The organism is Stutzerimonas marianensis (assembly GCF_022810315.1).
GTDB classification, from domain to species: domain Bacteria; phylum Pseudomonadota; class Gammaproteobacteria; order Pseudomonadales; family Pseudomonadaceae; genus Stutzerimonas; species Stutzerimonas marianensis.
The window spans coordinates 95,826-121,551 of sequence record NZ_JALGRD010000010.1 but is presented as its reverse complement, the minus strand read 5'-3'; the positions used below and the strand labels follow the sequence as shown (position 1 = coordinate 121,551).

The 25,726-nt window shown below is 65.5% G+C and carries 29 protein-coding genes; 4 read left to right on the top strand and 25 right to left on the bottom strand.

Going from position 1 to position 25,726, the window contains the following annotated elements; genetic code table 11:
* Window positions 1-18: 18 nt before the first annotated feature.
* From flgK to flgB, 10 genes are read right to left on the bottom strand one after another with little or no spacing between them, the layout of a single operon-like run.
* Window positions 19-1,398: a flagellar hook-associated protein FlgK gene (gene flgK / locus MST27_RS18005; protein ID WP_102839278.1), complete on the bottom strand. Its 1,380-nt coding sequence runs from the start codon at window positions 1,396-1,398 to the stop codon at window positions 19-21.
* A complete protein-coding gene (locus MST27_RS18000; protein ID WP_243607313.1) occupies window positions 1,395-2,507 on the bottom strand; it encodes a lytic transglycosylase domain-containing protein in 1,113 nt (370 codons plus the stop codon). The genes flgK and MST27_RS18000 overlap by 4 nt, the downstream gene beginning before the upstream one ends.
* A gap of 8 nt (window positions 2,508-2,515) precedes the next feature.
* The gene (locus tag MST27_RS17995; RefSeq protein ID WP_156244797.1) at window positions 2,516-3,613 is read right to left on the bottom strand and encodes a flagellar basal body P-ring protein FlgI; all 1,098 of its coding nucleotides are present in this window, start codon (window positions 3,611-3,613) and stop codon (window positions 2,516-2,518) included.
* Between the two features lie 15 nt (window positions 3,614-3,628).
* Window positions 3,629-4,297 carry a flagellar basal body L-ring protein FlgH gene (flgH, locus tag MST27_RS17990; protein ID WP_200600817.1) on the bottom strand — a complete coding sequence of 223 codons (669 nt, stop codon included), beginning with the start codon at window positions 4,295-4,297 and terminating at the stop codon, window positions 3,629-3,631.
* Complete coding sequence (gene flgG / locus MST27_RS17985; RefSeq protein ID WP_102839274.1) at window positions 4,297-5,082, bottom strand: flagellar basal-body rod protein FlgG; 786 nt, start codon at window positions 5,080-5,082, stop codon at window positions 4,297-4,299. The genes flgH and flgG overlap by 1 nt, the downstream gene beginning before the upstream one ends.
* 14 nt (window positions 5,083-5,096) lie before the next feature.
* A complete protein-coding gene (gene flgF, locus MST27_RS17980; RefSeq protein ID WP_243607312.1) occupies window positions 5,097-5,825 on the bottom strand; it encodes a flagellar basal-body rod protein FlgF in 729 nt (242 codons plus the stop codon).
* Between the two features lie 9 nt (window positions 5,826-5,834).
* Complete coding sequence (flgE, locus tag MST27_RS17975) at window positions 5,835-7,022, bottom strand: flagellar hook protein FlgE (RefSeq protein WP_243607311.1); 1,188 nt, start codon at window positions 7,020-7,022, stop codon at window positions 5,835-5,837.
* A 48-nt stretch (window positions 7,023-7,070) separates the two neighbouring features.
* Window positions 7,071-7,754, bottom strand: coding sequence for a flagellar hook capping FlgD N-terminal domain-containing protein (locus MST27_RS17970; protein WP_243607310.1), 684 nt, complete (start codon window positions 7,752-7,754; stop codon window positions 7,071-7,073).
* Window positions 7,754-8,182 (bottom strand): flagellar basal body rod protein FlgC, encoded by a 429-nt coding sequence (gene flgC / locus MST27_RS17965; RefSeq protein WP_243607309.1) that lies wholly within the window; start codon window positions 8,180-8,182, stop codon window positions 7,754-7,756. The genes MST27_RS17970 and flgC overlap by 1 nt, the downstream gene beginning before the upstream one ends.
* A gap of 2 nt (window positions 8,183-8,184) precedes the next feature.
* The gene (gene flgB, locus MST27_RS17960; protein ID WP_243607308.1) at window positions 8,185-8,550 is read right to left on the bottom strand and encodes a flagellar basal body rod protein FlgB; all 366 of its coding nucleotides are present in this window, start codon (window positions 8,548-8,550) and stop codon (window positions 8,185-8,187) included.
* A gap of 211 nt (window positions 8,551-8,761) precedes the next feature.
* Between flgB and flgA the strand changes: the two genes are divergently transcribed.
* The 4 genes from flgA to MST27_RS17940 all read left to right on the top strand — a co-directional run bounded on the left by flgA (window position 8,762) and on the right by MST27_RS17940 (window position 12,662).
* Window positions 8,762-9,445: a flagellar basal body P-ring formation chaperone FlgA gene (gene flgA / locus MST27_RS17955; RefSeq protein ID WP_243607307.1), complete on the top strand. Its 684-nt coding sequence runs from the start codon at window positions 8,762-8,764 to the stop codon at window positions 9,443-9,445.
* A 719-nt stretch (window positions 9,446-10,164) separates the two neighbouring features.
* Entirely contained in the window at window positions 10,165-11,001 is an 837-nt protein-coding gene (gene lafA, locus MST27_RS17950; RefSeq protein WP_243607306.1) for a lateral flagellin LafA, read from the top strand.
* A 315-nt stretch (window positions 11,002-11,316) separates the two neighbouring features.
* A complete protein-coding gene (locus MST27_RS17945; protein ID WP_243607305.1) occupies window positions 11,317-12,183 on the top strand; it encodes a transcriptional regulator in 867 nt (288 codons plus the stop codon).
* Window positions 12,180-12,662: a hypothetical protein gene (locus MST27_RS17940; protein WP_243607304.1), complete on the top strand. Its 483-nt coding sequence runs from the start codon at window positions 12,180-12,182 to the stop codon at window positions 12,660-12,662. The genes MST27_RS17945 and MST27_RS17940 overlap by 4 nt, the downstream gene beginning before the upstream one ends.
* A gap of 19 nt (window positions 12,663-12,681) precedes the next feature.
* Here the strand turns inward: MST27_RS17940 and MST27_RS17935 are convergent, their stop codons facing one another.
* The 15 genes from MST27_RS17935 to fliF form a co-directional block, all read right to left on the bottom strand.
* Window positions 12,682-13,590: an OmpA family protein gene (locus tag MST27_RS17935; protein WP_243607303.1), complete on the bottom strand. Its 909-nt coding sequence runs from the start codon at window positions 13,588-13,590 to the stop codon at window positions 12,682-12,684.
* Window positions 13,587-14,459 (bottom strand): flagellar motor stator protein MotA, encoded by an 873-nt coding sequence (gene motA / locus MST27_RS17930; RefSeq protein WP_243607302.1) that lies wholly within the window; start codon window positions 14,457-14,459, stop codon window positions 13,587-13,589. Before motA ends, MST27_RS17935 begins: the two co-directional genes overlap by 4 nt.
* A gap of 2 nt (window positions 14,460-14,461) precedes the next feature.
* Window positions 14,462-15,196: a FliA/WhiG family RNA polymerase sigma factor gene (locus MST27_RS17925; protein WP_243607301.1), complete on the bottom strand. Its 735-nt coding sequence runs from the start codon at window positions 15,194-15,196 to the stop codon at window positions 14,462-14,464.
* Between the two features lie 10 nt (window positions 15,197-15,206).
* Window positions 15,207-15,668: a flagellar basal body-associated FliL family protein gene (locus tag MST27_RS17920; RefSeq protein ID WP_243607300.1), complete on the bottom strand. Its 462-nt coding sequence runs from the start codon at window positions 15,666-15,668 to the stop codon at window positions 15,207-15,209.
* A gap of 34 nt (window positions 15,669-15,702) precedes the next feature.
* Window positions 15,703-16,854, bottom strand: a complete 1,152-nt coding sequence (locus tag MST27_RS17915) for a flagellar hook-length control protein FliK (RefSeq protein ID WP_243607299.1) — start codon at window positions 16,852-16,854, stop codon at window positions 15,703-15,705.
* Window positions 16,851-17,174 carry a hypothetical protein gene (locus tag MST27_RS17910; protein ID WP_243607298.1) on the bottom strand — a complete coding sequence of 108 codons (324 nt, stop codon included), beginning with the start codon at window positions 17,172-17,174 and terminating at the stop codon, window positions 16,851-16,853. Before MST27_RS17910 ends, MST27_RS17915 begins: the two co-directional genes overlap by 4 nt.
* Window positions 17,158-17,556 carry a flagellar export chaperone FliS gene (fliS, locus tag MST27_RS17905; RefSeq protein ID WP_243607297.1) on the bottom strand — a complete coding sequence of 133 codons (399 nt, stop codon included), beginning with the start codon at window positions 17,554-17,556 and terminating at the stop codon, window positions 17,158-17,160. The genes MST27_RS17910 and fliS overlap by 17 nt, the downstream gene beginning before the upstream one ends.
* Window positions 17,553-18,824 (bottom strand): flagellar filament capping protein FliD, encoded by a 1,272-nt coding sequence (gene fliD / locus MST27_RS17900; RefSeq protein WP_243607296.1) that lies wholly within the window; start codon window positions 18,822-18,824, stop codon window positions 17,553-17,555. The genes fliS and fliD overlap by 4 nt, the downstream gene beginning before the upstream one ends.
* A gap of 451 nt (window positions 18,825-19,275) precedes the next feature.
* Window positions 19,276-19,716, bottom strand: coding sequence for a flagellar export chaperone FlgN (gene flgN / locus MST27_RS17895; protein ID WP_243607295.1), 441 nt, complete (start codon window positions 19,714-19,716; stop codon window positions 19,276-19,278).
* Complete coding sequence (flgM, locus tag MST27_RS17890; RefSeq protein WP_243607294.1) at window positions 19,713-19,982, bottom strand: flagellar biosynthesis anti-sigma factor FlgM; 270 nt, start codon at window positions 19,980-19,982, stop codon at window positions 19,713-19,715. Before flgM ends, flgN begins: the two co-directional genes overlap by 4 nt.
* Before the next feature lie 559 nt (window positions 19,983-20,541).
* The gene (locus MST27_RS17885; protein WP_243607293.1) at window positions 20,542-20,967 is read right to left on the bottom strand and encodes a flagellar FliJ family protein; all 426 of its coding nucleotides are present in this window, start codon (window positions 20,965-20,967) and stop codon (window positions 20,542-20,544) included.
* Entirely contained in the window at window positions 20,964-22,295 is a 1,332-nt protein-coding gene (gene fliI, locus MST27_RS17880; protein ID WP_243607292.1) for a flagellar protein export ATPase FliI, read from the bottom strand. Before fliI ends, MST27_RS17885 begins: the two co-directional genes overlap by 4 nt.
* 1 nt (window position 22,296) lies before the next feature.
* Window positions 22,297-22,995: a flagellar assembly protein FliH gene (gene fliH / locus MST27_RS17875; RefSeq protein ID WP_243607291.1), complete on the bottom strand. Its 699-nt coding sequence runs from the start codon at window positions 22,993-22,995 to the stop codon at window positions 22,297-22,299.
* Between the two features lie 6 nt (window positions 22,996-23,001).
* Entirely contained in the window at window positions 23,002-24,069 is a 1,068-nt protein-coding gene (locus tag MST27_RS17870) for a FliG C-terminal domain-containing protein (protein WP_243607290.1), read from the bottom strand.
* Window positions 24,041-25,717, bottom strand: a complete 1,677-nt coding sequence (fliF, locus tag MST27_RS17865) for a flagellar basal-body MS-ring/collar protein FliF (RefSeq protein WP_243607289.1) — start codon at window positions 25,715-25,717, stop codon at window positions 24,041-24,043. The genes MST27_RS17870 and fliF overlap by 29 nt, the downstream gene beginning before the upstream one ends.
* Between the last annotated feature and the right edge of the window lie 9 nt (window positions 25,718-25,726).

Sequence of the window (25,726 nt, the reverse complement as noted above, 5' to 3'; positions counted from 1 at the left end):
GTCTTCTCGTCAGTCGGCTCAGAACATTGCCAGTACGGCGTTGAACAGGTCGTTGGAGGTACTGATGACCTTCATGTTGGCCTGATAGGCCTGCTCGTAGGCCATCAGGTTGACCGCTTCTTCGTCCAGGTTCACCGCGCTGACGCTGTCGCGCTGGGCCTGGGCCTGCTCGGCGACGACGGTGGCAGCGGCGAGGTCGGCCTGGTTCTGCCGGCTGGCACTGCCGACCCGGCCGACCAGGCCGGCATAGGCATCGTTGAGGGGGACATCGCTGCCGGCCACGTTGACCTTGGCCGACTTGAGCTCCAGCAGCGCCAGCAGGTTCTCGTTGTTGCCAACCTCGCCCGTGCCGCTCTGCCCGGCGGAGGAGAAGGCCAGCTGTTCCGGAGCCAGCGCCGTCACAGCAAGCATGCCGCTGGTGCTGCCGGGGGTGTAGACGAACAGCGGCTGGCCGGGATCGCCATTCAGGTCGAAGCCGCCGGCCAGGGTGTCGTTGACGCTCTGCGCCAGGGCCGCAGCCATGTCGTGCAGGTCGTCCTGGGCCGGCCGCAGCGCGCCGTACTCCATGTCGTAGAGCGCGCCGAGCGAGCCGCCGAGGCCATCCTGCACCAGTGGGAAGGTGGTCTTGGCGAACACCAGGGCCAGCTCCTGTTCGCCGGCCAGGTTCTGCTCGACCGTCAGTTGCCCCGCGCTGCCACCGGCGACCAGCGGCTGGCCGTTGGCCAGGGACACGGTCAGCGTGCCGTCGGCGACCTCCTGCACACGAATGCCGGCGTACTGGCTGAGGTCTTTGATCAGGTTCTCGCGGTAGTCGCGCAGCGTGGCGGTATCGCGCCCGGCCGACTCCATCTTGAGGATTTCCACGTTCAGCTCGGCGATGTTGTCGGACAGCCCGTTGATCTCCGCGACCATTGCCACGCGCTGACCCTGCAGGGCGTTGAGCTGGGTGCCGATGTTGCTGTTCAGGCCGTTGAAGCGCTGCGCCAGCTGTTTGGCCTCGCCGATGATCTGCTGACGCAGGGGAATGGATTCCGGCGTGGAGCTGGCCTCGCTGAGCGCGGCGAAGAAATTGTCCAAGCCGACGCTGACGCTGGAGCCTTCGCTGTGGATCAGGCCTTCCAGCGCCGAAAGGTACTGCTGGCTGGTGCCGTAGTAGTTCTTGTCGGTGCTGGCGCGCCAGAGCTGCTGGTTCTGGAAATCGTTGGACAGCCGGCGAATGCTGCTGACCTGCACGCCACCGCCGATGCTGGTGGCGGTCTGCCCGCCGACCGAATGCAGTTCCGGGCCGAGGCGGCTGAAGCCGGGCGTGTTGACGTTGGCGATATTCTGCCCGGTCGCGGTTAGGGCGATCTGCGAGGCGCGGACGCCGCTGTAGCCAATCTGACTCAAGACACTCACGACAGCACTTCCTTCGAATCGATGCGGATCGGTTGGGCGAACGCCACGGAGAGATGGCGCGCGACGACCGGTGGTTGTCTATCCAAGGCGACTGTCGCGGGCGGCTCATTAAGCGCAACGGGTGCCGGCTGTTGCGTGCCGATGCGCTCGCCCTCCAGCGTGGCCAGCATTTGCCCGCGGGACAGTCGCTCGGCGGTGCCCAGGCTGGCCTGTGCCGCCGGCGACCGGCCGGCCGGCTGTAGCGCGGCCTGCGGCTCGCGCGGCTGGCTGTTGGCGGCCTGCAGGTCCTTGAGGATGTTGCGCGTGTAGTCGCGGGTTTCCTGGTAGGGAATCTTCTGGATCCAGTTCGCCGCATCGATCTCGCCGCGGCGCGGATCACCATGCTGCTTCAACCACTCGTCGACCTTGCCGGGGCCGGCGTTGTAGGCGGCCAGCGCCAGCGCCTCATGGCCGTCGTAGCGCTCGAGCATCTTGTTCAGGTAGGCGCTGCCGAGGCGCTTGTTGTACTCGGCATCGCGGGTCAGGCGCGCCTCGTCGAATGGCAGGCCGAGTTCGGCGGCCATGTCGCGGGCGGTGCCGGGCATCAGCTGCATCAGCCCGCGGGCGCCCTTGGGCGAGACGGCGGCGACGTTGCCGCTGGACTCGTGCTTGATGACGCTGTCGACCAGCGCACGAAAGCCGGCCTTGCCCGCCGACCAGGCGCTGTCCAGCGCTTCGACGCCGCGCTGCCAGGTGCCCCGCAGGGCATGCTGGCCGCCCTGCCCGACACTGGCCAGGCCGAGTGCCGCCGGTGCCGGCGCGGTGCCGTCGCGGCCGCCGGAGAGCTGCTGCACCAGCATGTCGGCGATTCCGGTCTGGCGCTTGCCGGCCAGGGTTTCGGCCAGCACTTCGTCGTAGAAGTCGCGCATGGTATCCAGCTCGCGGCTGCGCATCGGGTTGCCGGCCGACAGCACGTCGCCGGCCTTGCGCATCTGCTTGAGGATCTGCTGCAGGAACATGGCCTCGAACTGCTCGGAAACCATTTCCAGCTGCTGGCGGCGCGCGGCGCTGGGGCCGTCGCTGCGCGCACGCATGGCATTGAGGTGGTGCGGTAGGGAAACGATGCTCATGGCCAGCCTTACATCACGATCAATTCGGCGTTCAGTGCGCCGGCGCGTTCCAGCGACTGGAGGATGCTCATCACGTCATCCGGGGTCGCGCCCAGGCTGTTGATGGTGCTGATGATGCTCTCCAGGCTGGCGCCTTCCGGCCACTTGAACATGGCCTTGCGGTCCTGCTCGACGGCCACGTCGGACTGCGGTGTAACCACGGTGTCGCCACCGGCAAACGCGTTCGGCTGGCTGACTTGCGGCCGCTCGCTGATGGTCACCGTGAGCGAGCCATGGGCCACCGCCGCGGCCTTCACCCGCACGCCTTCGCCGACCACCACGGTGCCGGTGCGGCTGTTGAACACCACCTTCGGTCGCACACGACCTTCTTCGACGTCCAGGCGTTCGAGCATGGCCATGAAGCTCATGCGCTGGGTGCTGGTGACCGGCGCACGAATCGAAATCTTGGTGGCATTGAGCGCGGTGGCGGTGCCCTTGCCGAAGTAGGCATCGACCGCATCGACCACCCGAGTGACGGTCTGGAAGCTCGGCTGGCGCACGTTGAGCATCACGTCCGGGCGCTCGGTGAAGTCGGTGGGAATCATCCGTTCCACCGTCGCGCCGTTGGGGATCAGGCCGCTGTTGGAGGTGTTGATCGCCACCTTGGAGCCGCTGGCACCCTCGGCATTCACCCCGCCGACCACCAGCGCGCCCTGCGCCACGGCGTAGATTTCACCGTCGACGCCCTGCAGCGGGGTCATCAGTAGCTGGCCGCCGCGCAGGCTCTTGGCATCACCCAGCGAGGACACGGTGACATCGATGCTCTGCCCCGGGCTGTAGGACGGCGGCAGCGTGGCGGTAACGGTCACCGCAGCGACGTTCTTCAGCTTCGGGTCGACGTTCGGCGGCAGGTTCACGCCGAACTGCTTGATCATGTTGGCCACCGACTGGCTGGTGAACTTCACCTGGTTCTTGTCACCGGTGCCATCCAGGCCGACCACCAGACCGTAGCCGATCAGCTGGTTGCCACGGATGCCTTCGATATCCACCAGATCCATCAGCGGCACGGCCTGCACCGGCAACTGCCAGCACAGTGCGACGGCGGCGAGAAACAGCTTCACACGCATCGGGAAAACTTCCACTTAGAGGGGGAACAGCGGGTGGGCGAAGAAGCGCGTCAGCCATCCGGCGGAGTTGCTGTCGTTGAGCACGCCACGGCCGGCGTAGGAGATGCGCGCGTTGGCGACGTTCTGCGAGGACACCTGGTTGAAGCGGTTGATGTCGTCCATGCGCACCAGGCCGGCGAGACGGATGTACTCGTCGCCCTGGTTCAGCCGCAGCGCCTTCTCGCCCTTGACCAGCAGCGTGCCGTTGGGCAGCACGCGATGCACGGTGACGGCGATCGAGCCACGCAGGGTGTTCTGCTGCGAACTCTTGGCCGAGCCACTGAAGTCGCGCTCGGCCGAGGCCGAGGTCTCGACATCCGGGTAGGTCTTGCCGAGTACGGTGGGCACGCCGACGCCGACGCTGGACTGCTTGCCGAAGCTGGTGCCGGCGCTCTTGCTCGACTGGGTCGATTCGTCCAGCACGATGGTGAGGATGTCGCCGATCCGCACCGCGCGCTTGTCGCTCACCAGCGAGCCACCGTAGCCGGAGCGGAACAGACCGCCGCCAGTGGTCGGTGGCAGGCTGTAGTCGAGTTCCAGCGGCTCGTACTCGCTGGAATCCTCGTCCGGCAGCATCTCGTCGAAACTGGCGCAGCCGCCGAGCAGCAGAAAGGCGAACAGGAGGGCGATCGGCTTCATCGGCATCACACGGTCTGGTTGAGGAACTGCTGCATGCCGCTGGCGGCATCGAGAACCTTGGCGTTGGCCTCGTAGGCGCGCTGGATGGCGATCATCGCCACCATGGCCTCTACGACCTGCACGTTGGAGCCTTCCAGCACGCCCTGCTTGAGCTGGCCGAGGCCTTCCTCGCCCGGCACGCCTTCCACCGGCTCGCCGCTGGCGACGGTTTCGCGATAGAGGTTGCCGCCCAGCGCTTCCAGCCCGCCGGGGTTGGTGAAGTTGACCAGGGTGATCTGCCCGAGCTCCGACGGCAGGGTGTCGCCGGCCAGCACCGCAGTGACGATGCCGTCGCTGCCGACGGTGAAGCCGGTGCTGCCTTCGGGCACTTCGATCGCCGGGTTCAGCGGCAGGCCCTGGGCGTTGACCATCATGCCTTCGGCATTCAGCTGAAACTGGCCGTTCTCGGTGTAGAAGATATCGCCGTTGGGCGCCTCGACCTGGAAGAAGCCGCGGCCGACGATGGCCAGGTCCATCGGCTGGCCGGTGGTCTGGATGCTGCCCTCGGTGAACACCTTCTGCGTGCCGGCGACGCGCACGCCGCTGCCCAGCTGGATGCCGGACGGCACGGTGTTGATCTCGTCGGCCTGCGCGCCCGGCTGTTTCTCGATGACGTAGAACAGGTCTTCGAAGACCGCGCGGTCGCTCTTGAAGCCATTGGTGTTGACGTTGGCCAGGTTGTTGGCAACGGTGGACATGGCCTTGTCCTGGGCGGCCAGGCCGGTCTTGCTGACCCAAAGTGCGGAATTCATGCGTTATCTCCCGATCAGCTGCCGCGGATCATTCGGTTGCCGGCGTCGGAAAGGTCCTCGGCGGCTTTCATCATCTTCACCTGGGTTTCGAACAGGCGGTTCAGGCTCATGGTCGAGGCCAGCTCGTCGATCGCCGAGACGTTGCTCGACTCGAGAAAGCCGCTGGCCAGCCGCACGTCCTCGCTGGGCTGCGCCGGCTCGCCGTCGCGGGTCACCAGCAGGCCGGCCTGGTTCTTCATCAGGTTGGCCGCCGGCACGTCGACCAGGCGGATGCGGTCGACCTCGGCCATCAGGTAATCGCCCGGCGCCATGATCGAGACGGTGCCGTCGTTGCCGATTTCCACGCGGTCATGCTCGGGCAGCTCGATCGGCCCGCCCTCGCCCATGACGGCGCGACCGTTGAGGGTCAAGCGGCCTTCGGCATCGATCTGCATGCTGCCCTGGCGGGTATAGGCCTCGCCTTCGCCATCCTGCAGGACGATCAGGCCGGTGCCCTTGACCGCAAAATCCAGCTCGCGGCCGGTGGCGACCATCGGGCCGGCGGCCAGGCTGACGCCGTTGTTCTCGACCACCGCCATGTGCCGGCTGTCATAGCCGTAACCCTCGACCGCCACGGCCTGGGCGCGCTCGAGGTCGGCGCGAAAGCCGGGCGTGTTGACGTTGGCCAGGTTGTTGGAGCGCACCTGCAGCGACATCATCGTGCGGCTGGCGGCGGTCATCGCCGTGTATCCCAAACGGTCCATGGATCAGCCTCAGAGTGCGCTAAACAGAACCTGGGTCAGTTCCTTGTTGGTGGAAATGACCTGGGTGTTGGCCTGGTAGTTACGCTGGCCTTCCATCAGGCCTACCAGCTGCTGGGTGAGGTCGACGTTGGAGCTTTCCAGCGCGCCGCTGGCCAGGGTGCCGTACTGGCCGACGCCCGGCGCACCGAGCATGGCCGCACCGGAGGCGGCGGTTTCGGTCCAGGCCGTGCCGCTGATGTTCTTCAGGCCCTCGGCGTTGATGAAGTTCGCCAGTACCACCTGGCCCTGCAGCAGGCGCTCGCCGTTGGAGTAGCTGGCGTAGACCTTGCCGTCCTTCTCGACGCTCATGCCGGTCTGCTCGCCGGCCGAATAGCCGGTGGCGCGGTTGCTGGTGACGCTGAATTCGGAGCCGTACTGGCTGGTGCCGCTGTAATCGAGCTGGATCGCCAGGGGATCGACGCCGCCCGCGAGGGCGGCATTGATCGCGACCTTGCCGATCGGGGCCGACAGTGTGCCCGCGCCATCGAAGGTCAGCGCCTGAGGCCCGGCAACCGCAGCGCCGTCGACGTAGTAGTGAGCGTTCCAGCTGTTGTCGGCCGTCTTGACGAAGTACTGGGTCAGGGTGTGTTCCTTGCCCTGCGAGTCGTACAGCTTGGTCGTGTAGGTGGAGTTGTAGCTGTCGGCGGCGAGCGGGTCGAAGGCCACCGCCGGGACTTCCTGATTGGCATCGAGGTTGGCGACGAAGCTCAGTGCATCGGTGGCCTTGGCGGGCAGACCGCCGGCCTTCATCTGCAGATCGCTTACCACACCGGTCTGCAAGTTGCCGGTGGCATCCGCCGGGTAGCCCTGCAGACGCTGGCCGAGGCTGTTGGTCAGGTAGCTGTCCTTGTCCGTGCCAAAGACGCCGGCGCGCGTGTAGGCCACATCACCATTGCTGGCGCGGGTGACGAAAAAGCCGCCGCCGGAAATCGCCAGGTCAAGGTTACGGTTGGTGGTGGTCAGCGCACCGCCCTGGCTGATGCTCTGGCTGGTACCGGTCACTTCGACGCCCATGGCCTGAGTCTCGGCGTAGAGGCTACCGAAGTTGGTCCGCGACGACTTGAAGCCGACAGTGCCGGAGTTGGCGATGTTGTTGCCGATGGTGTTGAGTTGTTCGTTCACGGCGGACAGGCCGGTCAGGGCGATGTTGAAGCTCATGGCTGATCTCGATACTTAAAGGGAAAAGAAGACTGGCGAGCCTTGGGCTCAGCCGCCGAGCAGCCCGGCATCGGCCTGGGCGAATTCGAGGATGTTGTAGAACGGCACCGAACCGACGCCCTTGACCTGCAGCACTGGGCCCTCGGCGCTGACGCGCACGTTGGCGACCTGGCCGGCCACTTCCACCTGCGGGAACTCGCCGTTCTCCGATTCGATGCTCACGCTGTAGGTGCCGTCGGGCAGGCCGTGTTTGGCCGGGTCGATGACGAAGGGCACCCGGCCGGCGGACTGCGCGCCCAGCTCGATGCGCGTCTGGGTGCCGTTGGAGTCGGTCAGCAGGACGGCGGTGCGCGTGGACGCGTGGCTCAACTCGAACCCGCCGCTGACGGCCTCGCCGGTCAGGTCCAGCGATTCCACAGCCACGCTCACCTGCTGGCCGACCAGCCCGGCGGCGGTCAGGGTTTGCAGGTTGTCGGTCAGTACCAGGTTGTTCTGCGCCAGGGTCGCCAGGTTTCCCATGCTCTTGACCTGCGACATGGCCGAGAACTGGTTGAGAAACTCGGTGCTGTCGACCGGCTTGGTCGGGTCCTGGTACTTGATCTGCGCGACCATCAGGCTGATGAAGTTGTTCTCCATCTGGGTGGCGTCGCTGACATTCACCGCCTGCTTGGGGAGATCGCCAGCCGCCGTGCCGGACAGGCCATTGCCCAGCAGATTATTGGTCACGGCCATCAGGCTTCTCCCAGCCGCAGCAGGCTCTGCTGCATGCTCTTGACGCGGTTGAGCACCTCGACGCCGGTTTCGAAGCTGCGCGTGGCCGACATCATGTCGGTCATCTCTTCGATCTCGTTGATGTCGGGGTAGTAGACGTAGCCGTCACCATCGGCCAAGGGATTGCCCGGCTCGTAGCGGCGCTTGGGGTCGGCGCCGGAGGTGACCACGTCGAGCACCTGGACATGGGCGCCGCCTAGGCCCACGCCGCGGGTCAGCGAGTCGTTCTCGTAGACGGCGGCGAACATCGGCTTGCGCGCCTGGTAGACGTCGGCCGGGTTGTTGGCGGCCGAGTCGGTGTTGGCCAGGTTGCTCGCCACGGTGTTCAGACGCACGGTCTGGGCATTCATCGCCGAGCCGGCGATGCGGTAGATGGAATCGAATGACATGCTCAACGGCCCTCGATGGCCTGCTTCAGGCCACGGAATTTCATCGTGACGAAGGTCAGGCTGGTCTGGAAATCCATGGAGTTGCGCGAGAACTGCGCCTGTTCGGTCGACAGCTCGACGGTATTGCCGTCCTGCGAGGCCTGGCTCGGCACGCGGAACAGCAAGCGCGGATCGGTGCCGGCAATGCTGGCGCGTGGCGACTGACTGCTTTCCAGCCGCTGCATTTCCTGACGGAAGTCGATATCCCGTGCCTGGAAGCCCGGGGTGTCTTCGTTGGCCAGGTTCGCCGCGAGAATTTCGCTGCGCTGCATGCGCAGCCCGAGGGCGCGTTCGTGAACGCCCAGCGCGTCATCAATCCGTATACTCATGTCCTACCCTTCAGCCTGAGGGGCCGAATCCAGCCCACCGCTTTGCGGCTGACTTTGCAGAATGCGTGCCGAACCGATAACCCGAGCTAACTCATTGTTCTATAAAGACAAAATTCCTACGCATGACGGGCTGACAGACCCCTTCCTTCCGCTGCGCAGCCGCAAGGGACGCGGAAGCGGAAAAGCGGCTTCCGCCCTGGCGTTCGCGGCCATGACCATGCTGACGGCCGCCCACTCGCTGGCCGACACCCGCCTCGAGATCCAGGAGGCGGTCGAGCATCACCTCGGCGCGATGCTCGAGGCACAGGCCGCGCGCCAGGGCTGGCAAGGCATGCAGTTGCGCTATGAGGTCAACGTCCCGGCCGCTGCCACTGACCTGCCGACCTGCTCCACCGGCATTCAGGTCCAGGCCACCGGCGAGGCGCCCTCGGCCATGGAGCGGCAGACGCTGCAGGTTCGCTGCGCCGACACGCCGGGCTGGACCCTCAACGCGACCGGCCTGGCGCATGTCTTTCTGCCGAGCGTCCATGCCGCTGGCGTCATCGACCGCGGGCAGACCTTCACCGCCCAGGACCTCAAGCTGCAACGCATCAACATCGCCAAGGCCCGACGCGGCTACTACAACCGCCTCGAGGAGGTGGTCGGCCTGGCCGCCAAGCGCCGCATCCGTGCCGGCCAGCTGATCACCCCGGCGCTTCTGGAGCAGGCCATGGCCGTCCGCCGCGGGCAACCGGTCAGGATCGTCGCCAACCACGACGGCATCGAAGCCTCGACGTCCGGCGAAGCCCTGGCCGATGGCCAGCCCGGCGATGTCATCCGCGTGCGCAACATAGGCAGCGGCAAGGTAATCGACGCAAAGGTGCTGGACGCAGGAGTGGTGACCAGTACGTTCTAAAAAGGCCAAGCGCGGCCCTGCCCAAGCGCGCCTGGGCGAATGAATTCGCCTCTACAAAAAGCGCGGCNAGGTAATCGACGCAAAGGTGCTGGACGCAGGAGTGGTGACCAGTACGTTCTAAAAAGGCCAAGCGCGGCCCTGCCCAAGCGCGCCTGGGCGAATGAATTCGCCTCTACAAAAAGCGCGGCCCTGTAGGGGCGAACTTGTTCGCCCAAAGGGTTCTCGCCCAGGGAATTACCCCCGCCTCAGGCAGCCGCGCTCGACCTCCGGCACGCCCTGGCGGATGGCCGGCCCGGCGTGCACACCACAGGCAGCGGCAAGGTGATCGACGCCAAGGTGCTGGACGTAGGCGTAGCGACCAGTACGTTCTAGAAATGGCCAAGCGCGGCCTGCCCAAGCGCGCCTGGGCGAATAAATTCGCCCCTACAAAAAGCGCTGCCCGGTAGGGGCGAACTTGTTCGCCCAAAGGGATCGTCTCCTCAAAGAGACCGGCCAGGCTTCAGGCAGCGGCAGCCTCGACTAGGCCAGACGCCAGATTGAGCCGGGTCCCCTTGGACCGACCGCGGCAGCGTTTTAAACAGGATCGAACCCCGCTCGCAACCTGAAGGCAAAAAAAATTTGACGTCAGGATTTAATCCCTCGCCAAGGGCTGTCGCCTTACCTTTTCAGCAGGCAGTCAAGCCAGCTCCTAACAGCCCAACGCACGAAGGATGATCATCATGGCTCTGTCCATTCACACCAACTACTCCGCTCTGACTACTAACACCGCCCTGAACAAGTCGAACAATGCTCTGACCACCAACCAGCAGCGTCTGGGTACTGGCCTGCGCATCAACTCCGCTGCCGACGACGCCGCCGGCCTGCAGATCGCCACCCGCCTGAACGCCCAGAGCCGCGGCATGGGCGTTGCCATGCGCAACACCGGCGACGCCATCTCCATGCTGCAGACCGCCGAAGGCGCGTTCAGCGAAACCACCGACATCCTGCAGCGCATGAAGGACCTGTCGACCCAGGCCGCGAACGATACCAACACGGCCGATGACCGCACCTCGCTGCAGGCTGAGTTCGACGAGCTGGGCAAGGAACTGACCAATATCTTCAACAACACCAAGTACGCTGGCGAAGAGTTGTTCACCACCAAACTGGCCGCACCCGTCAATTTTCAAATCGGTGCTAGCGCTGCTGAAACAATGGCATTTGACGTCAGTGCTGATATCGGCACGCTTACCACTACCCTGACCACCACAGTCCAAGCCCTGACGCTGGACTCAGCCGCGAACGCCGGTGCCGCCATCACGGGTCTGGAAACAGCTCTGGACGAAGTCGGTTCGATGCGCGCCCAGTTCGGTGCCACCATCAACCGCCTGAACCACGTCAACAACAACCTGGCGAACATGAAGGACAACACCGAGATGGCCAAAGGCCGGATCATGGACGCCGACTTCGCCGTGGAAAGCGCCAACATGAGCAAGAACTCCATGCTCATGCAGTCGGGCATCTCCATGCTCAAGCAAGCCGGCCAGATGCCGGGCATGGTCATGGGCCTGCTGGGCTAAAACCCCCGCGATCCATGCACCCAAAGGAAACCCCGGCTTGCCGGGGTTTCTTCGTTTCCGATCAGCGGCAGCCCGCCACGCCCCGCCTGCACCTAGAATGCCGCGCGCCTGATCGCGCCCGTTTCCCGCCGTTCGCCTCCGTTTCCGCATTCCGCGCCGTACCACCGCCTCAGCGCCGCTCAGGCCGTTCAGCAGATTCTTCGATCGAAGCGCTTGCCAGTTCAAATAACTGGCGCCAAGATGCCGCCACTTTGTTTTGCCAAGGTTTTCACAGCGGCGGAACCTTTTCAGCGAAAACCACGAACTCAGGCGCTCATGACCTCATCTCTGACCCCTTCGGCCACCGATGCCTTCGTCTGCCCTCTGTTGAAAACCGGTCGCGACGGCTGCTCGGCCCGTTTCGACCGCGCGCTCTACCAGCTGGTGCTCCAGCACGACGACCAAGAGCAAGTCCTCGATCTCGGCTTCGCCGGCAGTCGCGTCCTGGAGCGCCTGTTGCAGGTGCCCGGAGAAGTCGTGTCTCGCGACGAACTGCTCGGCTTCGCCTGGGAAGGCCGCGTCGTCGGTCAGGGCAGCCTGAATCAGCAGATCTACACGCTGCGCCAGGCGCTCTTCGACGGGCGCAGCCAGATCATCCAGACGTTGCCGCGACGCGGTTACCTGTTCAACCCGAACTATCTGCTCATCGACACCCCGTCCGCAGTGGACACCCCGCTGCTGGTCGACGCGCCTGTTGCGCCCGTCGAAGCGGCGATCATCGACCTGCCACTACCGGCACCGGCGCCGGCCCCTGTCGAGCCGCGCCGGACCCGACGCGCCTGGCAGCCGGCCCTGCTCGCCGGCAGCGCGATGATGGTGCTGCTGGGGCTGGCCATGCTGGGGTTCCGGCTGGCCAGCAGTGCCGCACCGTCGTTCACGCATCGGGTCGAAGCCGGCGCGCTGGAAGTGCTCTATGTGGAGAAAAACCAGCGCCTGCTCGATTCGCTGGTCAAGGAAACCGCTTCGCTGGTCGATACGTTGGGTGGCCTGAGCGCCGAGCCGGGCCGGCTGATCGTCAACGTGTCTCCCGGCTTCTATGAAATTCGCTGTCTGCAAGACGACGGTCGAGTCAACTGGCTAAAGGTTCACAAATCGCGCATAGCATCGATACCCAACGAACATCTGCAAGGTTGCCTGCAATGACACAGCACAACGAGACCGGCGCCGCAGCCAAGCGCATGCTGCAAGTGATGGTGCCATCGGCCTTGTTGCTATGGGCCTTCGTGGCGATGGGAACAAGCGGCAAGATGGCTTCGAGCCTTGACGGTCGCTACAGCTCCAGCGGGCATGTCGTGCTCAAGGACGGTACCTCGGTTCGGATCAGCCAGAGCCTGGTGTTCAACAAGGGCCGCTTCTATTCCATGACGCGCAACGCACCGGCGATCGTCGAGGCGTCGGGGCGGCTGGAAACGGATCTGCTGGGGCGCACCTCGCTGGTCATCGAGCAAGGCGAAGTCCATGGGCTGGACGCCGAGGCTCAGCTGGACGAAGAACTGGTCTTCAACCTCTTCTACGGCTCGCACACCGGCACCCGCATCACGCTGGAGCAGATCGGCAGCTGCCTGTACGGTGTCGAGACCCGGCAGGTCTATTGCGCCGACGATCATCCACATCGCGGCTGACCCTGCGGCCAACGTCCGGTCAGCCTTCCTTCCTGTTGTAGCTCGCGCCGCGTTCCGAGAAGCGCACCTGCCCGTAGCTGTCCCCGAACAGCTCCTTGTACAGCGCCTCGGCCGAGGCGGTCAGCAGGAGGATTTCGACACGACGGTTGGCGCCGTTCTGCGGATCCTCGGGACGTAGCGGCATGACATCGGCCTGAGCGGTCACCTGCAGCACCGACTGCTCAGCCAGCCCCGCCTCGACCAGCGCATGGCGGGCGCGCAAGGCGCGGTCACCGGAAAGATTCCAGTTGTTGTAACCGTTCGCCTGTCGGTAGGGCGTGGCGTCCGTGTGGCCACTGATGATCAGCTTGTTGTCGACCTTCGCCAGGACACCGGCGAGCACGCCGAGCAGCGTCTGGAAATGCGGGTTCAGGGTCGCGCTGCCGCGCTGGAACATGAAGCGTTGCTGGTCGTCCTTGATCAGGATGCGCAGGCCCTGAGGCACCACATCCACCTCCAGATTCGCCAGTGCGTCGACCTCGCTGGCCACTTCGCGCATCAGCTCGGCGAGCTTTTTCAGCTCCTCGGTGGAGCCGTACGTCTGGCTGCCGTCGGCATTGGCCGTCGACTCGCGGCGTTCCGACGGCTCGACTTGCGGCGGGCGGACCGGCACACCGTCGAGCTCCAGCGGTGAGGTGCTGGTGCCGTCGAAGATGCCGGCGCCGCCATCCACCAGCGGATTGCTCTCCATCTCGCCATAGGACGGGTTGGTCAACTCCATCTGCGGCTGGATGATCCAGAGCACCATGAACAGCGCCATCATCGCCAGCGTGAAGTCGGCAAAGGCCACCTTCCAGGCACCACCGTGCTCATCACCGTGGCCCTTCTTGCTGCGGCGCTTGATGATGATCTCGTGGTCGCCGCCCTTGCTCTTGTCCCGGCTTCTCATGCGGCGTCCCTTTGCTCCTCGTACTGGTTGACCCAGTTCTCGAGCTGCTTGAAGGCGGGTTTGACGTCCTGCTCGATCAGCTTGCGCCCGGCGTCGACCGCCAGCAGCGTGGGCTTGCCTGCGACGTGGGCGACCAGCGTGGTGCGCACGCATTCGAGCGCGGAGAGTTCGGTCTTGATGCGCTGGCTCATGGCGTTGGAGAGCGGGTCCATCAGGCAGTAGCAGAAGAAAATGCCGAGGAAGGTGCCGACCAGCGCCGCCGCCACGTGCGCGCCGATCTCGGCCACGCTGCCACCGATGCTGCCCATGGTGATGATGATGCCCATGATCGCCGCCAGGATGCCGAAGCCGGGCATCGCCTCGCCGATCTTGTGCAGCGAGCGCGCCGGCTGCAACAGCGCGTGTTCCATGGCTTCGAGTTCCTGTTCGAGGAAGCCTTCGAGCTCGTGCGCGCTGATCTTGCCCATGGCCATCAGGCGGAAGTTGTCGGCGATGAAGGCCATCAGGTTCTTCTCCGCCAGGATCAGCGGATAGCGGACGAACAGCTCGCTCTGGTCCGGCTCCTCGATGTGCGAATCGAGCACCTTGAGGCCACCGACGTCGACCATTTCCAGCAGCTCGTACAGGAGCATCAGCAACTGGCGCTGGAATTCCTCGCCGCGCCGCTTGTAGGCAAAGACGTCCTTGATCTGGTGCAGCATCTCGATGAGCACTTCCTTCGGATTACCCACCACCAGACTGCCCAGCGCTGCGCCCAGGATGATGACCACCTCGGCCGGCTGCCAGAGCACGCGCATGTCGCCGTTGGCCATGGCGTAGCCGCCAAGCACGCAACCGATGATGATCAAGGCACCTAATACTTTCTGCATGACTACTGACTTCTCTCTGATAGGTAACGACTGGCCTTGCCGATCGCCTGTTTGCTCAGCTGACAGACCCGCGCATCGCTGACGTCCAGCACCAGCGCGATCTCTTTCAGGCTCAGTTCGTGCTGGTAATAAAGCGTCAGCACCAGCCGCTCGCGCTCGTCCAGCCGCGCCAGCGCCTGGGCCAGCACGCGCTCCTTGATCAGGCGTTCCTCGAACAGCTCGGTGGCGTCGGGGAAATGCTCGTGGCCGCTCTGCAGCAGTTCGTCGAGGCTTTCGATGGCCTCGGACGAGTCGGCCCAGAGAAAGCCCTGGTAATCCTTCTCGCTCAGGCCGGTATGGGCCTTGATCTCCTCGTCGCTGGGCTCGTGGCCGAGCTGCCGGTTGAGCTCGCGGATGGCGTCGCGGACCTTGTGCGTCTGTTGGCGAACCTGGCGGGGCCGCCAGTCCTGACGGCGCAGCTCATCGAGAATCGCACCGCGGATGCGCAACGCGGCGAACTTGCCGAAGCCCTCGTCCGGCTCGCCGTAGCGTCGCAGCCCCTCGAGTAGGCCCATCATGCCGATCTGCTCCATGTCCTCTCGATCGAGCACCTGATTGGCCTGCAGCGACAGCTGCCGGACGATGCGCTTGACCAGCGGCAGGTACTGCATCAGCCAACGCTGCTCGACAGCCGGGGCGAAGACCGAGTGACTGGCCGGCGTGGCGCCGTAGTAGTCGACGGGGCAAGTGGCGCTCATGGCGGGGCCTTTATTGCACGATCAGCTTGTTGACCAGCACGTGCTTGAACGGCACGGCTGCGTTCTTGCTGGCAAAGTCAGCGAACAGGATGGTTTCGAGGCGTTCCTGCAGCTCGCTGATCTTCAATCCGCGAAGCTCGTCGAAGGGCAGCGAGGACAGGTAGCCGACCACGGAGTTGCGCACCAGCGGCTCGGCCTGTTCGAACTTCTTCGGCTCGTCAGAGAGATCGGCCTGCAGCGCCAGGTCGAGCACGAAGTAGTGCTCGCGACCGTCACCGCGGACACTGACGATGACCTTCGGAATCGCGTAGAACTCGTACTCCGAGGGCTCGACCGGCTCGGCGGCGGCCACCTCGGACGAGGCGGCGCCTTCCAGACCCGGCTTCAGCAACCAGTAGCTGACGCCGACGCCACCGGCCACGGTGACCACGTTGAGAAGCAGCATCAGCAGAACGAGACGGGGCGTCGTCATAACACACTCACAAATTGGCTAAGGGTTGGAACGGTCAAACAGTGATCAATACATCGCGGGCACGCTGTTCGCCGCCCGGGTTATCCGCCTGCGCCTCGGCACGGGCCGCCAGGGGCGCCTCGTCCGCCGGCAGGGCCGCTCGCTGGCGCTGCTGGCCCTGCTGCCCCCCGCTCTCGGCACCGACCTGCACGTTGACCTGCACGAAATGCTGGCCCACCAGTTCCTGGCGCAGCCGGTCACTGGTCTGTTGCAGCAGGCGGGCGACATCGGCGTTGGCGGCAGAGAGCTGAACGTTGAGCCGGCCGGATTCATGGCTGAGCAGAATTTCCAGGCTGCCCAACTCCGGCGGATCCAAACGGATGGTGGCGCTCTGGATCTTCTGCTGGATCTGCAGCTCCACGTTCTCGCGCAGGGCCATGAGCATCTGCTCGCCCCACTTGGCCTCGGGGCCCTGCAGCTTCAGGCCACGGTCCGTGGCCAGCGCTTGCGGTGCCTGTCCACGCTCGGCGCCGGCCTGCGGCTCGACCGCCTCGATCGACTCCGCAACGGCACGCATCTGCTCCAGCGCCGGCTCCAGCAAGGCTTGCGTAGCCTCGTCGCCGGACAGGCTCGCGACGCCGACCAGCACCGGCTCGATCACGCGGCCGGCGACCGGGCCGGGCCATCCGGACGGGCTGACCGGCACGCGATCGGCCGTTGCGGCACCTGGCAACGCCTCGTCAGGGGTCACGCCCCATTGCGATGCTACGAGTGCCTGCTCCGGCGCCGGCAGACCGGCGAACAGGGGCTCGAGCGGCGCCTGCGCGGTCGTGTCGACGGCCTCCGGCGACGCACCTTCGAGGCGAACGCCATCGCGCGCCTCGACCGCCGCCGATTGCTGATCGATCATCGCGAGCAACCACTGCTCGGGCGTCAAGCCCTGGCGCGTCTCGTCGACCTGACGGCTATCCTCGCGCGACGCCTGCTGTGGCTGCTGCGCGACGGCGGCGGCAGCAGCGGACGGCGGTACGTCCGGCAGCGCCTCGCCGGCTGCCGCCGCCTGCGCCATGCCGGCCTCGAAGTGACGCCGGGCCAGGTCAAGGGACGATGCGCGGGCAAAGCCCTTCACATCGCCGCCCGACGTCACGGCCGGTTGTGCGCCGGGCTCCGTCGCAGAGGCGCGCGCCATTGAAATCGAGGGGATCATCGCCTGTCTCCGGCCTGGAACATGTCGATCCGCTGATAGGCCGCACGGCCCTCGGCGTACTCCAGATGGTTGAGCAGCAGCAGGCGCAGCCGCTCGCATTCATCGGCGCAGGCTTGCAAGCCTTCGCCATGCAGTTGCTTGAGGCGGTGTTTGGCGGCGAGCGCCGGCTCGTCGAGCTGCAAGCGCTCGGCGAGGGCCTCCAGGCACTGGCGAATCGCGCCGTCGACGCTCGCGACCGCGGCCCAGTCGTTGGCCTGCAACGCCTGCTGCAGCTGCCCGTGCAGCGCCATCAGGCGTTCGCTGTCACTTACGCGCGGCACTGACGCCCTCCCAGCCTTCACGCAGGATGCCGAGCAGGTTGACCACTTCATCCAGGCCTTCGAGCGACAGCGTCACGCTGACGTCGGACAGCCGATAGATGCAGTACTCGTACAGGCGCGACAGGCCCTGAACCACCTCGCCACCGCCCTCTTCGTCCAGCGCGCCGTTCAGGCCGTTGAGGATGTTCATGCACTTTTCCAGCGAAGCGCCCTTCTGCTGGTAGCGCTTGTGCTCGATGTGCCCACGGGCGCGGGCCAGCTCGTCGAGCAGACCGTCCATGAGCACCAGCACCAGCTCGTAAGGCGAAGCCGATGCCGCACGGGCCTCGAGGTCTACCGAGCGGTAGCTGTCGTAACTGTCGTTGGGGAGATAAGTGTTCATCCGAACAATCCGTAGGTCTGCTCCATGGTCTGCATCGTCTGCATCATGGTGGTGTACTGCCTGAGGTAGCGGTTGTAGTGGGTGTCGTATTGCTGCTGGAGGTTCTCGAACTGCTCGTCGATGCGCCGCAGGCTCATGTCCAGCGTGTCCATGCGGTTCTTCAGCATGCCGTTGACGCTGCTGGTGTAGGCGGCAACGGTCTTGTCCATGCTGTCGAGCAGCTTGTCCTTGCCGCTGAAGAGCGCTTCGAAGCCCTCCGGATCGGCGGTGACGGCGGCCTCGAAACGGGTGCTGTCGAGGGTCAGCTTGCCGCTGCGATCGGCGCTGATACCGAAGTCGATCAGGCTCTTGCCGCCGAAGTCGGTGCGCAGCAGGTTGTTCAGGCGGCCCTCGATGGAGCGCACGCTGGAGTCGCCAGCCAGGGCGCCGCGAGCCGCACTGTCGCTGCCACTGCCGGTCAGCGTGTCGAAACTGGTCATCAGCGCGTTGAAGGCGTCGATGAAGCTCTGCACATTCGCCTTGGTGCCGGCCTTGTCCTGGCCGACGGTGACGGTCAGGGGCGTGTCAGTGGCGGTGTGCACCTTGCTGACGGTCATGCTCACGCCGTCGATGACGTTGTCGAAGGTGTTGCTGGCGCTGGTCAGCTCGATACCGCCGGCGCCGTAACTGCCGCCCAGGCGGATCAGCGCATCCTGCGCGGTGGATAGCGTCGTGGTGGTGGCCGCGGCGTTGCCTGCCAGGTCCAGCGTGAAGCCGTTGGCCGCGCCGCTCTCGTCACTGGTGATCACCAGGCTGACGGCACCGTTGCTGCGAACCAGCGTCGCCTGCGCCCCGAGGGCGGCGTCGTTGATGGCCTTAGCGGCTTCATCCAGGGTCGCGTAGCTGCTCAGGTCGAAGGCCTGGGCATTGAGCGTGAGCGTGCCGTTCAGGCTGCCATCGACCAACCCCTGCACCGCCACCTGCTGCTTGCCCGCCAGGCGCTCGACGAAGAAGTCGTAGGTACCCGGCTTGGCGGTCGCGCCCACGGTCGCGGTCGCATACCCCTCCTGGCTGAAGGTCGCGCTGTTGGTCAGCATGTTCGACGTGCTGCTGTTGAGCTTGGTCATTGCCGACTTGAAGGTCGTCAACGAGGTACGCAGCGTACTCAGTGCGTCGCGCTGGGCCTTGTAGCGCGCTTCGTTGCGGTTGAGCCGATCCAGCGAAGATTGCACTTCGTAGGTCGCCAACTGCGTCGACATCTGCTGTACGTAATCGGAATCTATAGCCATCACCATCCCCTCTTGAAGCAGGTAGAGCAAGTTGAATGCCAGTTCCTGAAAGCCCGAATTAAGGGGCTTTCAGAGCCAGTCATGCAGAAAGAAGCCTTCCGCTACAGCACGCGACGAGGAAACGGGGAAACGCCGTTTCCGCTTGAGCGAAGCGCGGAACATCTCCCTGTAAAGGCGACAGGATGGAAGGCTCGGTTAAGGGTGCGCGGCCCGGATTAATTCCAGCGAGCCGGCCCCTGGCGGAGGCGATGGGATTGATGCAATGTGCGGGATGCGTGATGTTCCATTCGGCTGGCGGGGCCGGGCGAATGAATTCGCCCCTACGGTTCGCGGCGGCGGGGTCGCAGCACGGCGTGCTTGGGCGTGGCTTTGGTGGAGCGGGATTTATCCTGCCGGCGGTGGCGGGCGAACGAATTCGCCCCCACGGCGTGGGTGCCGAGTGGCTCGCGCCTCAGTAGGCCTGGGGGGCGTAAAGGCGGGCGTCCTGACCACCGGCGAGCAGCTGCTGCAGGATGTCGTGGTGCATGGCCAGCAGCTTGCCGTTGTGCTCGTTGAATTGCTGGCACTGCACGGCCAGATCGCCGACCCGTTGCCAGTGCCGTTGGAGCGATTCACCCAGCGGGCCGGAGCAGCTGGCGAGCAAGCGCCGCATGCCGACGCCCGACGGCTCCAGGCGGAAGGCCGTGAGCACCTTGCTACGCCGTTGCGCGCGCGCCGCGATGGCTTCGACGCGCACAATGATCTGCAGGTTGATCCGATCGATCTCCGGCACGTCGCGCTCCAGCAGACGTCCGTAGAGCTCCTGCATCAGCTCGCGCAGCGCCAGGTAATCGCCGCAGTCCTGCTGCAGGTCTTCATCGACGACCGTTAGCAGCTTGTCGCGCTGATTCACGCATCGCTCCCGCGGTGATAGCTGAGCATGCTGCTCGCCAGCTCAGCCACATCGGTGGAAATTTCGCCGCGCTGCAGCGCCTGCTTGATCGCGGCGACGCGATCCAGGTCGACGTCCGGCATGGCACGCAGGGCGTCGTGCATCTGCTCCAGCGGCAGGCTTTCGGCCGGGCGCGGGGCGGATTGGGCGGCAGGGCGAGCGGTGGTCGGGCGAACCGTCTCGCTGGAGGCCGTGATGGCGGGCTTGAAGTGCCGACTGATTTCCATGATCTCGTTCCAACTCGGTGGTTACTGCCAAAGAAGCGACCGCACGGGCGAAAACCTTAAATCTTTTTTACGAGCGGGCTGCGCCCACCCATGTGGTGAGCCTGATCAAAGCCGCCCCTCACCCCAGCCCTCTCCCCGCAAGCAGGGAGAGGGAGCCGGTCGTGTCGCGCCTGCCAGTGCTGTGCGCGCCTTCGCCCACCAGGCCGTCAGGGCGCCGATCAGCACCCCTCACCCCAGCCGTCTCCCCGCAAGCAGGGAAAGGAAGCCGGTCGTGCGGGCCTGCCAGTGCTATGCGCGCCTTCGTCCATCAGACCGTCAGGGCCCATCACGTCGACCAGCCCCTTCACCCAGCTCTCTCCCTGCAAACCAGGAGAGGGAGCCGGCCGTGCGGGACCAGGCCGCGTGCTTTGCGCGACGAAGCAACCATGCGATGGATCAGGCGCCCCAGCGGCAAAGCGCGTACATCGGAGCGGCGGCTTGCACCTGCTCCCTCGCCCCTCCGGGGAGAGGGCCGGGGTGAGGGGCGCGGAGCCAAGCCAACGCCGAGCCCCATCACACCTCAAGCAATCTGGTTGCGCCACCAAGTCTGCGCCGCCAGCCCGTCCTGGATCTTCTGCTCCTGCGCCAGCAACGTCTGCTGCCATTGCTGCATCTTGGCGTCGATGACGTACTCGATCACCTTTTCGCTGCGCATGGCCTGCAGCAATTCCTGTTGAATCCGCGCCAGCGCCTGTTCGGCCACCGCCAGTTCGCGGCGTTGCAGCTCGACCATCTTGTACAGCGTGGCCTTGTAGCGTTGTTGGTTGTCGCGCTGCAGGGGTGTGTTCATCGGCACGGAGAACCCACAGAGCCGGCTGAGGCCCGTGATGTTGTTGCGATAGCGCTGGCAGAGGTTCTGCTGGTACTGAACCTGCCCGAGCATCTGCTTGACCCGGTTGCCGCGCAGGCTCGCCAGGCGCGTGAGCGTTTCGATCTGCTGTTTCATGGCTGTTTAATGAGGCTCTGCAAGATGGCCAGACTGGTTTCCAGCTCCGCGGGCTCACCGACGTCCTGGCGCAGGAAGCGCTCGATGCCGGGTGCCAGCTTCACCGCCCGATCGGTCTTGGGATCGGCGCCGGGGCTGTAGCCGCCCAGGGGAATCAGCTCCCTGATCTTCTCGTAGGTGCTGTAAAGCTCCTTGAGCTGGCGCGCCGCACCCAGGTGCGGCGGCTGGCCGACCTGGCTCATGCAGCGGCTGACCGAGGCGCAGACGTCGATCGCCGGGTAGTGGCCGGCATCGGCCAGGCGCCGCGAGAGCACGATGTGCCCGTCGAGAATCGCCCGCGCGCAATCGACGATGGGGTCCTGCTGGTCGTCGCCCTCGGCCAGCACCGTGTAGAGCGCGCTCAGGCTGCCCCGGTCGTTGGCGCCGTTGCCCGCGCTTTCCACCAGCTCCGGCAGCATGCCGAACACCGACGGTGGATAGCCCTTGGTGGCGGGCGGTTCGCCGAGCGCCAGGGCAATCTCGCGCTGGGCCATGGCGTAGCGGGTCAGCGAATCGACCAGCAATAACACATCGTTGCCCTGGTCGCGGAAATAGGCGGCGATGCTGTGGCACAGCTCGGTGGCCTTGAGGCGCATCAGCGGTGATTCGTTGGCGGGCGCCACCACCACCACGGCCTTCTTCAGGCCCTCTTCGCCCAGCGAATGCAGCAGGAACTCCTGCACCTCGCGCCCACGCTCGCCGATCAGGCCGACCACCACCACGTCGGCCTTGGTCTGGCGGGTGATCATCCCCAGCAGCACGCTCTTGCCCACACCGGAGCCGGCGAACAGCCCGACGCGCTGGCCCTTGCCCAGGGTCAGGGTGGCGTTGATCGCGCGTACGCCGACGTCCAGCGCTTCGCTGACCGGCTTGCGCTTGAGCGGGTTGACCGAGGGCAGTTCGGCCGGCAGCGGGTCGCGCCCGCTGAGCTTGCCCAGCTCGTCCAGCGGCTCGCCGAGCCCATTGACCACTCGCCCCAGCCAGGATTCATCGATATGCAGCTTGGCGTCGTCCGGCGCCGGAAAGACCCGCGAACCGGCGGTCAGCCCCACCGGCTTCTTGAACGGCATCAGATAGGTGATATCGCGGTTGAAGCCCACCACCTGCGCTTCGAGCATGCTGCCATCGCCCTGTTCGACATAGCAGCGCTGGCCGGTCATGCGCTGGCAGCCGAGGCTTTCCAGCAGCATGCCGGAGACGCGCACCAGCCGGCCGCTGACCTTGGCCAGCTGCACGGTATCCAGCGAACGCAGCGCCTCGTCGAGCCGGAAGCTCTCGCGCAGCGACATCTCAGGCTTCCGCCCGGATGTGGTCGGCCAGGGTGTCCATGCACGAATCCAGGCGCTGCTGGCAGCCGATGTCGGCCTCGGCCTGGGCGGTCACCACGCGGCATTCGCCCAGGGCCAGCTTTTCGTCCGGGATCAGACGCCAGGCCGCGGCGCGCTCGGGCGCCAGCTCCTTGATGCGGGTGCACTCCTCGGGGTTGAGCAGGATGCGCACGTCCTCCTGGTCGCCCGGCATGGCCGCCAGGGCCTCCTCCGCCAGGGTCAGCAGTTGCGTCGGATGCAGCGTCAGTTCGCAGCGGATCACCTGCTTGGAGACCTTCTGCACCAGCTCGAGCAACTGCTCACGACGGGCCTGTTCGAAATCCCGACGGAAACGCTCGACCTGCTCGACCAGTTGATCCAGCGGGCGCGCCGCCTGATCGAAGGCCTGGCGCCCCAGGGCGCGACCTTCTTCCCGGCCAATCGCCTTGCCATCTTCCAGCCCGCGCTCGAAGCCTTCCCGGTGCCCGGCCTCGCGGCCCTGCTCCAGGCCCTGCTCGTAGCCCTTGTCAATGCCTTCCTGAAAGCCATCGGCCACGGCGCGCTGCAGCGCCGCCGGGTCGCCGGCCATGCTGTCGGCCATCTCGGCGGCGCTGCGCACCCGCGGCGGGAAGCGGAATGGGCGCCAGGCGCGGCCTTCGCCCTTGATGATCTTGATGCTCATCGGCGCTTACTCGACCGTCTGCTCGCGGAACAGCTGGATCTGCAGCTCGCCATCGGCGGACATCTCGCGGACCACCGCCATGATGTCCTTGCGCACCTGCTCCACGCGGCTCAGCGGCACCGGGCCCTGGCGGCGGTTGATCGACTCCATCTGCTGCGCCTGGCGCTTGGGCAGTGCCGCCTGGATCGCCTTGACCAACGCCGGTTCGGCGCCCTTCAGCGCGACTACCCATTCGTCCAGCGGGATCACTTCCAGCAGGGTCTGCAGCACATCCGGGTTCTGCCGCGAAAGGATGAAGAAGTCATACATTTCATCCTCGATCTTCTCGACCAGCTCCTCGTTGTGCGCGCGCAGCAGCTCGAACATCTGGTCACGGTTGCCCTTGAAGCGGTTCATGATGTCGGCCGCCTGCTTCACACCACGGACCTGCGAGCCCTGCGTGCTGAGCACCTGCAGGCTGCGATCGATCAATTGCTCCAGCTCGGCGATGACATCGCTGTTGACCTCACTGAGATTGGCGATGCGATAGAGCAGCTCATCCTGGCGCTCGGCCGGCATGCATTCGAGCACGTCGGTGGCCATGCCTGGCGGCAGGAAGGCGAGGAACACCGCCTGCATCTGCGCGTGTTCTTTCGCGATCAACGCGGCGAACTGCTTCGGATCGAGCCATTCCATCTTCGCCATCTTGGCGCGGATCTCCTCGCCATAGATGGAATCGAGCAGCGAACGGGTGATGTCGCCGCCCAGCGCCTTGCCGAGCATGCCGGCGAGGTAGCTGCGCGAGGCGCCCTTGATGCTGCTCTGCTCCTTGTAGTCGTCGAAAAAGCGGCTGATCACATCGGAAACCATCGGCTGCTTGACGTTGGACAGCCGCGCCATGGCCTGGCTGATGCTGATGATTTCTTCACGGGTGAAGTTACGCAGGATGCCGGCGGAAATGTCGTCACCCATGCTCAGCATGAGAATCGCCGCCTGGTCCAGCGAACTCACCGAGCGCAGGTGTACCGGGCGCGGCTTGATTTCCCTGCTCGAGCCGGCTTCCGACTCAGCTGGCTGGGTTGAGGTCTCTTTCATTGCGGCCTATCCAATGCTTGATGACTTCCGAAACGCGTTCCGGGTCGTTCTTGGCGAGCATCTGCAGGTGCTCGATCTGCAATTCGAGGCCCGAGCCCGGCGCCGGCAGGCGGATCTCCGAGAGCGGGTTGAGTTCGCCGAAAATGTGCGCGCCATCCGGCGCTGGTGCGCGCGGGCTGGCCAGCGCCGCACGGGTCTCGGCCTCGATGGCGCTAGGCACTGGCGCAGCGGTCAGGGTGCCTTCCAGCGCATCGGTTTCAGTCACCGTGCTGCGCTGGGTCAGGCTGCGCACGGCCGGGCGAACCACGATCAGCAACAGCAGCAGGGCGATGAGTCCGGCGACGCCAAGCTTGGCCAGCGCGTGGACCTGGTTGTTCTCCCACCAGGGCACCTCTTCGGCGACGGTTTCCACCGCGGCGAAGGGCAGCACGCTGAGGGTCAGCAGATCGCCGCGATCCTGCTTGAAGCCCACGGCGCTGCGCACCATGGCCTCGAGCTCGGCACGGGCTTCGTCGCTCCAGCCGCCTTCCGGCGCGGCGGCAGCGTTCAGCACCACTGCGATGCTCTGCTGACGCAAGGCAAAGCCGGCGTGTTTCACATGGATGACGCTCTGGTCGTAGTCCAGCTGGCGGGTCGATTCCTCTCGCAGGGAAGTCGCGCCCTTGGTCTCGTTCTGAGCCGGCGCCGGCTCTTCGCCCTCTTTCGGCGGTGCCACTGGGCGGTTGGCCAGCGAGCCCGGAATCCCCAGCGCCAGTTGGTCCAGCGCGCTTTCGTTGCTCAGCACTTCGCGGCGCAGGCGCGGCGTCTCGCCGTAGGCCTGGAAGGTTTCTTCCTTCTGGCTGAAGTCGATGTCCGCGGCGACGCTGATGCGGTAGTTGCCGTTGCCCAGCACCGGCGCCAGGACCTGCTCGATATTGGCGACCGCCTTCTGCTGGTAATCCTCCACCGCACCCCAGTTCTGCGCCGGGCCCCCGCCGACGTTCAGCCCGCGTGACAGCAGCGCGCCGTACTGGTCGACCACGCCGACATCCTCGGGCTTGAGGTTGGGCACGCTGCCGGCCACCAGGTTGATGATGGCGCCCACCTGGTCGGCGCCCAGCTTGTAACCGGGCTCGAGCTGCAGCATTACCGACGCCTTGGTCGGCGCGCGCTTGCTGACCACGAAGGAACTGGTTTCCTCCTGAGCCAGGTGCACGCGGGCGTGCTGCACCCCCTTGAGCGACATCACGGTGCGCGCCAGCTCGCCCTCCAGGCTGCGTTTCAAGCGCACGTCCTGGACGAACTGGCTGGTGCCCAACGGCTCTTCCTTGTCGAACAGCTCGTAGCCGGCCGGCAATGCGACCTTGACGCCCTTGGCCGCCAGCAGCAGGCGCGCGCGGGACAGCTGGTCCTCACGCACCAGGATCTGTCCGCTCTGCGGATGGATGCGGTACTGCACCGCCTCGCTGTCCAGCACCTGCATGACTTCGGCGACCGGGAAGGCTTCGCCGGCACCGTGCAGCGGGCGGAACGAGCCATTGTCGCGCCACATGTAGAAGGCTACGGCGACCGCCAACGCGGCGGCGATCACCGCCATGCCGGCGAGGGTCACCCGGGGGTCGAGTTGAAGGCCACCGGGCGGCAGTTTGCTTTTCAGTTTATCCAGCACGTTTCAGCT

Bases quoted from the DNA above. Each gene is read 5' to 3' on its own strand.
- flgA (WP_243607307.1), top strand. From the start codon at position 8,762: ATGACCATGCTGACGGCCGCCCACTCGCTGGCCGACACCCGCCTCGAG.
- MST27_RS18000 (WP_243607313.1), bottom strand. From the start codon at position 2,507: ATGAGCATCGTTTCCCTACCGCACCACCTCAATGCCATGCGTGCGCGC.
- fliI (WP_243607292.1), bottom strand. From the start codon at position 22,295: ATGTCGCTGCGCGAGAGCTTCCGGCTCGACGAGGCGCTGCGTTCGCTG.
- lafA (WP_243607306.1), top strand. From the start codon at position 10,165: ATGGCTCTGTCCATTCACACCAACTACTCCGCTCTGACTACTAACACC.
- MST27_RS17925 (WP_243607301.1), bottom strand. From the start codon at position 15,196: ATGAGCGCCACTTGCCCCGTCGACTACTACGGCGCCACGCCGGCCAGT.
- flgF (WP_243607312.1), bottom strand. From the start codon at position 5,825: ATGGACCGTTTGGGATACACGGCGATGACCGCCGCCAGCCGCACGATG.
- MST27_RS17970 (WP_243607310.1), bottom strand. From the start codon at position 7,754: ATGGCCGTGACCAATAATCTGCTGGGCAATGGCCTGTCCGGCACGGCG.
- fliH (WP_243607291.1), bottom strand. From the start codon at position 22,995: ATGAGCATCAAGATCATCAAGGGCGAAGGCCGCGCCTGGCGCCCATTC.
- flgC (WP_243607309.1), bottom strand. From the start codon at position 8,182: ATGTCATTCGATTCCATCTACCGCATCGCCGGCTCGGCGATGAATGCC.
- MST27_RS17870 (WP_243607290.1), bottom strand. From the start codon at position 24,069: ATGAAAGAGACCTCAACCCAGCCAGCTGAGTCGGAAGCCGGCTCGAGC.
- flgB (WP_243607308.1), bottom strand. From the start codon at position 8,550: ATGAGTATACGGATTGATGACGCGCTGGGCGTTCACGAACGCGCCCTC.
- MST27_RS17940 (WP_243607304.1), top strand. From the start codon at position 12,180: ATGACACAGCACAACGAGACCGGCGCCGCAGCCAAGCGCATGCTGCAA.
- motA (WP_243607302.1), bottom strand. From the start codon at position 14,459: ATGCAGAAAGTATTAGGTGCCTTGATCATCATCGGTTGCGTGCTTGGC.
- fliS (WP_243607297.1), bottom strand. From the start codon at position 17,556: ATGAACACTTATCTCCCCAACGACAGTTACGACAGCTACCGCTCGGTA.
- MST27_RS17920 (WP_243607300.1), bottom strand. From the start codon at position 15,668: ATGACGACGCCCCGTCTCGTTCTGCTGATGCTGCTTCTCAACGTGGTC.
- flgE (WP_243607311.1), bottom strand. From the start codon at position 7,022: ATGAGCTTCAACATCGCCCTGACCGGCCTGTCCGCCGTGAACGAACAA.
- flgG (WP_102839274.1), bottom strand. From the start codon at position 5,082: ATGAATTCCGCACTTTGGGTCAGCAAGACCGGCCTGGCCGCCCAGGAC.
- MST27_RS17935 (WP_243607303.1), bottom strand. From the start codon at position 13,590: ATGAGAAGCCGGGACAAGAGCAAGGGCGGCGACCACGAGATCATCATC.
- flgM (WP_243607294.1), bottom strand. From the start codon at position 19,982: ATGGAAATCAGTCGGCACTTCAAGCCCGCCATCACGGCCTCCAGCGAG.
- MST27_RS17885 (WP_243607293.1), bottom strand. From the start codon at position 20,967: ATGAAACAGCAGATCGAAACGCTCACGCGCCTGGCGAGCCTGCGCGGC.
- MST27_RS17995 (WP_156244797.1), bottom strand. From the start codon at position 3,613: ATGCGTGTGAAGCTGTTTCTCGCCGCCGTCGCACTGTGCTGGCAGTTG.
- flgH (WP_200600817.1), bottom strand. From the start codon at position 4,297: ATGCCGATGAAGCCGATCGCCCTCCTGTTCGCCTTTCTGCTGCTCGGC.
- fliD (WP_243607296.1), bottom strand. From the start codon at position 18,824: ATGGCTATAGATTCCGATTACGTACAGCAGATGTCGACGCAGTTGGCG.
- MST27_RS17915 (WP_243607299.1), bottom strand. From the start codon at position 16,854: ATGATCCCCTCGATTTCAATGGCGCGCGCCTCTGCGACGGAGCCCGGC.
- MST27_RS17945 (WP_243607305.1), top strand. From the start codon at position 11,317: ATGACCTCATCTCTGACCCCTTCGGCCACCGATGCCTTCGTCTGCCCT.